Below are 6,785 nucleotides of genomic sequence, written 5' to 3'. Positions count from 1 at the left end.
ACTATTACTGGTAAAGTAAAAAGGTGGTTTAACTGATTATTGACTTAACGGTATCCGTGCTTTCTTACCAGGTTCTTTGGTTGACGTACGTCCAGTAAAAGACACAACACCATACGAAGGTAAAACAATGGAATTTAAAGTTATTAAGCTTGATCGTAAGCGTAATAACGTTGTTTTATCTCGTCGTTCAGTGCTTGAAGACAATATGGGTGAAGAGCGTCAAAAACTTCTAGACAATCTTCAAGAAGGTTCTGTGGTTACTGGTGTGGTTAAAAATATCACTGACTACGGTGCATTCGTTGATTTAGGTGGTATTGATGGTCTATTACATATCACTGATATGGCATGGCGTCGTGTTCGTCACCCATCAGAAGTATTAACAGTGGGTCAAGAAGTTGAAGCTAAAGTTCTTAAGTTTGATCAAGACAAGAACCGTGTTTCTTTAGGCGTTAAACAATTAGGCGAAGATCCATGGGTTGGTTTAGCTCGTCGCTACCCAGAAGGTACTCGTTTATTCGGTAAAGTAACTAACTTAACTGACTACGGTGCATTCGTTGAAGTTGAAACAGGTATCGAAGGTTTAGTTCACGTTTCTGAAATGGATTGGACAAACAAAAACGTTGATCCTCGTAAAGTTGTTAGCCTAGGTGAAGAAGTTGAAGTTTCTGTATTAGAAATTGATGAAGAACGTCGTCGTATTTCTTTAGGTATGAAACAAACTCGTGCTAATCCTTGGGAAGAGTTTGCTAATAACTACAAAAAAGGCGACAAAATTAAAGGCGCCATCAAATCAATTACTGACTTTGGTGTATTTATCGGCTTAGATGGTGGTATTGATGGTCTAGTTCACCTATCTGACTTATCTTGGAATGAGCCAGGTGAAGAAGTAGTTCGCAACTACAAAAAAGGCGATGAAATTGAGGCTGTTGTATTAGATATTAATACTGAAAAAGAACGTATCTCTTTAGGTGTTAAACAACTAGAAGGTGATCCATTCACTAACTATGCAGCGGCAAACGACAAAGGTGCTTTAGTATCTGGTGTGGTTAAATCGGTTGAACCTAAAGGCGCTGTTGTTACATTAGACGTTGATGTTGATGGTTACTTACGCGCTTCTGAAATCTCTTCAGGTCGTGTTGAGGATGCTACAACAGTTCTTAAAGAGGGCGATAAAGTAGAAGCGATGATTTTAAACATCGATCGTAAAGCGCGCTCTATTCAATTATCTGTTAAAGCTCGTGATAATGCTGAAACAGCAGATAAATTAGAAAGCCTAAATGATGCAGCAGCATCTTCTGGTACAACTAATTTAGGTGCTTTATTAAAAGCAAAATTAGATCAAGCTAAAGACGAATAATTGTGACAAAATCAGAGCTTATTGAGGCCCTAGCAGCGAGTTATCCACAACTCGCTGTGCGCGATATGGACTTAGCCGTCAAAACAATGTTAGATGCGATGACTGACTCATTAAGTCAGGGACAGCGTATTGAAATTAGAGGTTTTGGTAGCTTTTCTTTATCGCAACGTGCCCCACGTGTAGGACGTAACCCTAAAACTGGTGAGCAAGTGGAAGTACCTGGAAAACGTGTACCTCACTTCAAAGCAGGTAAGGAGTTACGAGAAAGAGTGGATTTTGTATTTAAGAGCAAGGGATAATCTTAATGGATTTTATCGCTTAGGACTATCTTTGAACTGTCTTTAATACCAAACCCGGATATTGATGAATATTCGGGTTTTTTCATGTCTGTTGTATTTCCTAGGCTAGTATGTGGAAATTTAGCAGTCTAAAGATTTCAGAGAAAGCCATCATCATTTAATGCAGTAAAAATATTATCGGTAGATAGGCTATCAGCATAACCTCACCCACTAATAAATCACCGGAAGGGGTGGTCACTCTTTATTTGCCTACGTTTTTTGACATTGCACTAATGATATATTTGTTAAAATCTTATACAATAAAATAATTCTTAAAAAGAGGATTTTGTATGCGCTACATTATTTGGGCTCTACGTTTAGTTGTTTTTATACTTATCGTTTTATTTGCGACCAAAAATACGCAAACTGTCGTCGTGAGTTTTTATGGTGGTTGGGCAATTGATATTCCCCTAATCTTAGTAATTTTAGGTAGTTTTATTTTAGGTGCACTTTATATGTATCTACTTTCTTTACCTACCCGTTTTACTCGTAGTCGAGAAATCAGTCGTCTAAAAGGTGAAGTACAAGATTTACAAACTAATTTGCAAAATGTTCAGCATGTAAGTCAATCAAATACGGCGGTCACAGCAGTCGTGCCTCCAGATGGTTTTGTAGCTAATCGCTAAGCGATTGAGGTGATATTTTGGATTTTGAAAATTGGTGGTTAATTATTGTTCCTATCGTTTTTGGATTGGGATGGTTTTCGTCGCGTTATGATTTACGTCAGATGGTTAGTGAGTCTAAACATTTGCCTAATTCATATTTCAAAGGATTGAATTTCTTATTAAATGAGGATCATGATAAGGCAATTGATGCTTTTGTTGAGGTAGCCAAATTAGATACGGAAACTACTGAATTGCACTTTGCCTTGGGGAGTTTGTTTCGACGTAGAGGGGAAATTGATAGGGCAATTCGTGTTCATCAAAGTCTCTTAAATCGTGCTGATCTGCCTGCCAAAGATCAAGAGCAAGCTCGTTTTGAATTGGCGCAAGATTATTTGAAAGCAGGCATGTTTGATCGTGCCGAAGTAGCATTTAAAAGTATTTCTGACGGGCCTCATGTGTTAGCGGCAACGCGATCATTAATTAGGATTTATGAAGCAGCACATGACTGGCCTAAGGCAATTGAAACAGTCAAACAATTACAGGGGCTATTGGCAGAGCCCATACCTCAAGTAGTACATTATTATTGTGAGTTAGCTGAGCAAGCTTTGTCTAGCAAATCTCCTAAAATAGAAGTGGCACAAAGTGAGATTGAGCAAGCGGAAAATGCTTTGGTTCAGTTAGAAAAAGAAGCGAGTTTCCACTCTACAGCTACTAGAGCAAGGATTATCATGTTGCAGGCAAAGTTGGCTACACTTGCAGGTAATCTCTCAGAGGCTAGGGCCCAATTAGAGACTATTCTTACTTTAGCACCTGAATATGCAGGATTAATAGCTCAATCCTTATTGGATAATTATGCTCAATCTAATGAAATTAAGCAGGCGATTGATTTACTACAAAAACATTATCGTCAATATCCTTCCCTTGACTTGTTTAATGTGGTGTTTAAGGCATTAAGAAATCATGTAGGTGCTACACCAGCATGGGATTTTGCTCGTGAATCGTTGTTATTATCACCTTCCTTATTAGGCTTAGATAAATTATTGGAAGCAGAGCTGAAAGCAGAAGATTCTGAAAAAAAACAAGTATTAGCAGAATTAGATATTGATTTGCTAAAAAAAATGATTAATAAACATACACAGCGCTTAGATCGTTATGCTTGCAGTCATTGTGGTTTCCAAGCAAGGGCATTTTATTGGCAATGTCCAGGGTGTAATCTTTGGGAGACCTATGCACCTAAGCGTCTTGAGGAATTATCATGAGTGTTTATCCATTAGAACAAATTAAACAAAAAAAAATTCTAGTGATTGGCGATTTAATGTTGGATCGTTATTGGTTTGGTGAGGTTGATCGTATTTCACCAGAAGCGCCAGTACCTGTGGTGCATGTCGCTAAAAAGAGAAGATAGACTTGGTGGAGCAGCCAATGTTGCTCGTAATATTTGCGCCTTGGGGGCAAAAGCAACTTTATTAGGCATTGTTGGTGCCGATGAGGCAGGTGCCAAAATTAGACTCTTGTGTGAAGAGGCTGATATTGATGCACACTTGGTTATTGATACCACTATCGATACTACATTAAAAATGCGCGTATTGGGGCGTCAACAGCAATTACTGAGAATCGACTTTGAATACCCCCCGACAGAGGAAGCATTAACGAAAGTAGATACTGAGTTAGCACACCTAATTGATAGGCATGATGTATTGGTGTTGTCAGACTATAACAAAGGCGTTTTATCTCGTGTTCAAGCGATGATTGCTTATGCACGTGAAAAAGGAAAACCTATCTTAGTAGACCCTAAAGGAACGAATTATTTGCGCTATAAAGGGGCTAGTCTAGTTACACCTAACCGTTCTGAAATGATGCAGGCTACGGGTGGTGCATGGCATAGTGAAGAAGAGTTAAGTGACAGAGCTCAGCAAATGCTTGAGTCATTAAATCTAGAAGCTTTATTAGTTACTCGTTCAGAGCAAGGGATGACACTATTTACGCCAAAAGAACGTTATCATGTAGATGCTCAAGCACAAGAAGTTTATGATGTGTCAGGTGCTGGTGATACAGTTCTGGCGACAATTGCTGTGACGCGAGCGGTGGGCATGCCTTGGGCACAGGCGATTGAATGGGCAAATAAAGCAGGTGGTATTGTTGTAGGTAAATTGGGAACTTCAATTGTCACTGCAGAGGAATTATTATGATTATCGTAACAGGTGCTGCTGGTTTTATCGGTAGTAATATTGTCAAAGGCTTAAATAACCGCGGTGAGACCGATATTATTGCGGTGGATGATTTAACAGATGGACTAAAATTTGTTAATTTGGTTGATTGCCAAATTGCTGATTATTTGGATAAAGATGATTTTCGTCAACGTATCAAAGAGGATCGTTTACCTGAAGTGAGAGCTATTATTCATCAGGGGGCGTTGTTCTGATACGACAGAGCAAGATGGACGTTATATGATGGATAATAACTATCGAGTGACGTTAGAGTTATTTGAATATTGTCAAGCCAAACGAATTCCATTTATTTATGCCTCTAGTGCTGCCGTATATGGTGCTTCTGAACACTATGCTGAAAATCTAAAAAATGAGAAGCCATTAAATGTTTATGGCTATTCTAAATTTTTATTTGATCAGGTAGTACGTAAACGATTTAAAAATCTAACGGCACAGGTAGTTGGCTTACGCTATTTCAATGTCTATGGACCAAGAGAACAACATAAAGGTCGTATGGCTTCCGTGGCTTTTCATCATATGAACCAATTCAAAAAAGATGGGTACTTAAAGTTATTTGGTGCTTATGATGGTTGGGGTAACGGTGAGCAAAGCCGAGATTTTATTTCCGTAGAAGATGTAGTTAAAGTTAATCTATTTTTCTTAGATAATCCCGGCAAATCAGGTATTTTTAATTGTGGTACTGGTCGAGCTCAACCATTTAACGATGTTGCACGTGCAGTGATTTCACATTTGGGTAATGAGGAATTGAGTTTGGCAGAAATGGTGGCACAAGGGAAATTACACTATATTGAATTCCCTGATGACTTAAAAGGTCGCTATCAGAGTTTTACACAGGCGGACTTAATGAATCTAAGGGCTATTGGCTATAATGAAGCCTTCTTGGATGTACACGAAGGTATTGGTCGTTATATTGCTGAATTAAAAAAATTAAATAGACTCCCTTAATATAACAAGTGTACTTGATTGATAAAACCGAAGATTTTTCTTCGGTTTTTTTTATATTTTTTAGCGATAAAAATATTGTTTAATAAGCATTGATAATTAGTCATGATAAGCGTGTTGAATGCTTTTTATTTGAGGGTAAAAATGGTTATTTTTTTTCATCATTTTGACATCTTTAATTGCTACAGTATGTCACTCGTCATTAAGACGATTTTCGTGCAATAGGGATAATCATGAAAGTATTTAAGCTAACAATGTTAAAAACAGTAATGGCTATAGGTTTATCTGCGCTAGTATCAGGTAATGTTTTGGCAAATATTGCTGACTTAGAAAAAGCCGCAAAAGCTGAGGGAGAAGTAAATAGTCTAGGTATGCCTGATAGCTGGGCAAACTGGAAAGATACTTGGGTTCAATTAGAACAGAAATATGGTCTAAAACATGTCGATACCGATATGAGTTCTGCTCAAGAAATTGCTAAGTTTGATGCTGAAAAAAAGAATGCTAGTGCTGATATTGGTGACGTTGGTGCATCATTCGGTCCTTTAGCTGTTAAAAAAGGTGTCACACAAGCTTATAAAACTAGCTATTGGGATGATATTCCTGCATGGGCCAAAGACCAAGATGGACATTGGTTATTAGCCTATACTGGTACTATTGCGTTTATTGTAGATAAAAATTCTGTTAAAGATATTCCTCATAGCTGGGCAGATTTAACAAAAGGTAAATATAAAGTCACCATTGGGGATGTGAGTGCTGCTGCTCAGTCAATCAATGGCGTTTTGGCGGCTAACTTTGCTTTAGGTGGTGATGAGAAAGATTTGACACCCGCATTGAATTATTTTGGCGAGTTGGCAAAACAAGGTCGTTTAGGATTAACAAACGTTAGTATTCAAAACCTCGAAAAAGGTGAGGTTGAAGTAGCTGTAGTTTGGGATTTTAATGGCTTAAATTATCGTGATCAAATTGATGCTAAACGATTTGAAGTATTAATTCCTTCTGATGGTTCAGTGATTTCTGGTTATAGCACTATCATTAATAAATATGCTAAGCATCCAAATGCGGCTAAATTAGCACGTGAATATATTTTATCTGATGAAGGTCAAATTAACTTGGCGCGCGGTTATGCACGTCCAATTCGTGCTGAAAAAATTAAATTACCAGAGGATGTTCAACAAAAACTTATTCCTGCTGAACAATATGCCAAAGCACAACCAATCAAAGATGCAGCAGCATGGGAAGTATCAATCTAAAAAATTACCACAACTTTGGCAAGAGCATGTCATTATTAATATGAAATAATGATAGTTGAAAATAA

At 37.8% G+C, this 6,785-nt stretch carries 4 protein-coding genes and 3 pseudogenes; all 7 read left to right on the top strand.

All coding sequences use genetic code 11. The features are described 5' to 3' along the window. Positions 1 to 46: 46 nt before the first annotated feature. Positions 47 to 1,357: pseudogene (rpsA, locus tag V757_RS26675) on the top strand (30S ribosomal protein S1); the annotation flags it as partial. A gap of 2 nt (positions 1,358 to 1,359) precedes the next feature. Continuing rightward, on the top strand, positions 1,360 to 1,656 hold the full coding sequence (locus tag V757_RS26670; RefSeq protein WP_023953246.1) for an integration host factor subunit beta: 297 nt from the start codon (positions 1,360 to 1,362) through the stop codon (positions 1,654 to 1,656). 329 nt (positions 1,657 to 1,985) lie between these two features. Further along, positions 1,986 to 2,321 (top strand): LapA family protein, encoded by a 336-nt coding sequence (locus tag V757_RS26665; RefSeq protein WP_023953244.1) that lies wholly within the window; start codon positions 1,986 to 1,988, stop codon positions 2,319 to 2,321. Positions 2,322 to 2,338: 17 nt separating this feature from the next. Next, on the top strand, positions 2,339 to 3,559 hold the full coding sequence (lapB, locus tag V757_RS26660; protein ID WP_023953242.1) for a lipopolysaccharide assembly protein LapB: 1,221 nt from the start codon (positions 2,339 to 2,341) through the stop codon (positions 3,557 to 3,559). Further along, positions 3,556 to 4,489: pseudogene (rfaE1, locus tag V757_RS26655) on the top strand (D-glycero-beta-D-manno-heptose-7-phosphate kinase). Before lapB ends, rfaE1 begins: the two are co-directional and overlap by 4 nt. Beyond that, a pseudogene (gene rfaD, locus V757_RS26650) lies at positions 4,486 to 5,473 on the top strand (ADP-glyceromanno-heptose 6-epimerase). Before rfaE1 ends, rfaD begins: the two co-directional pseudogenes overlap by 4 nt. A gap of 230 nt (positions 5,474 to 5,703) precedes the next feature. Beyond that, positions 5,704 to 6,720 (top strand): ABC transporter substrate-binding protein, encoded by a 1,017-nt coding sequence (locus V757_RS26645; RefSeq protein ID WP_245587056.1) that lies wholly within the window; start codon positions 5,704 to 5,706, stop codon positions 6,718 to 6,720. Positions 6,721 to 6,785: the final 65 nt, after the last annotated feature.

The organism is Pelistega indica, from assembly GCF_000506865.1.
In the GTDB taxonomy this organism is placed as follows: domain Bacteria; phylum Pseudomonadota; class Gammaproteobacteria; order Burkholderiales; family Burkholderiaceae_B; genus Taylorella; species Taylorella indica.
This window is presented reverse-complemented; position numbering and strand designations above follow the sequence as displayed.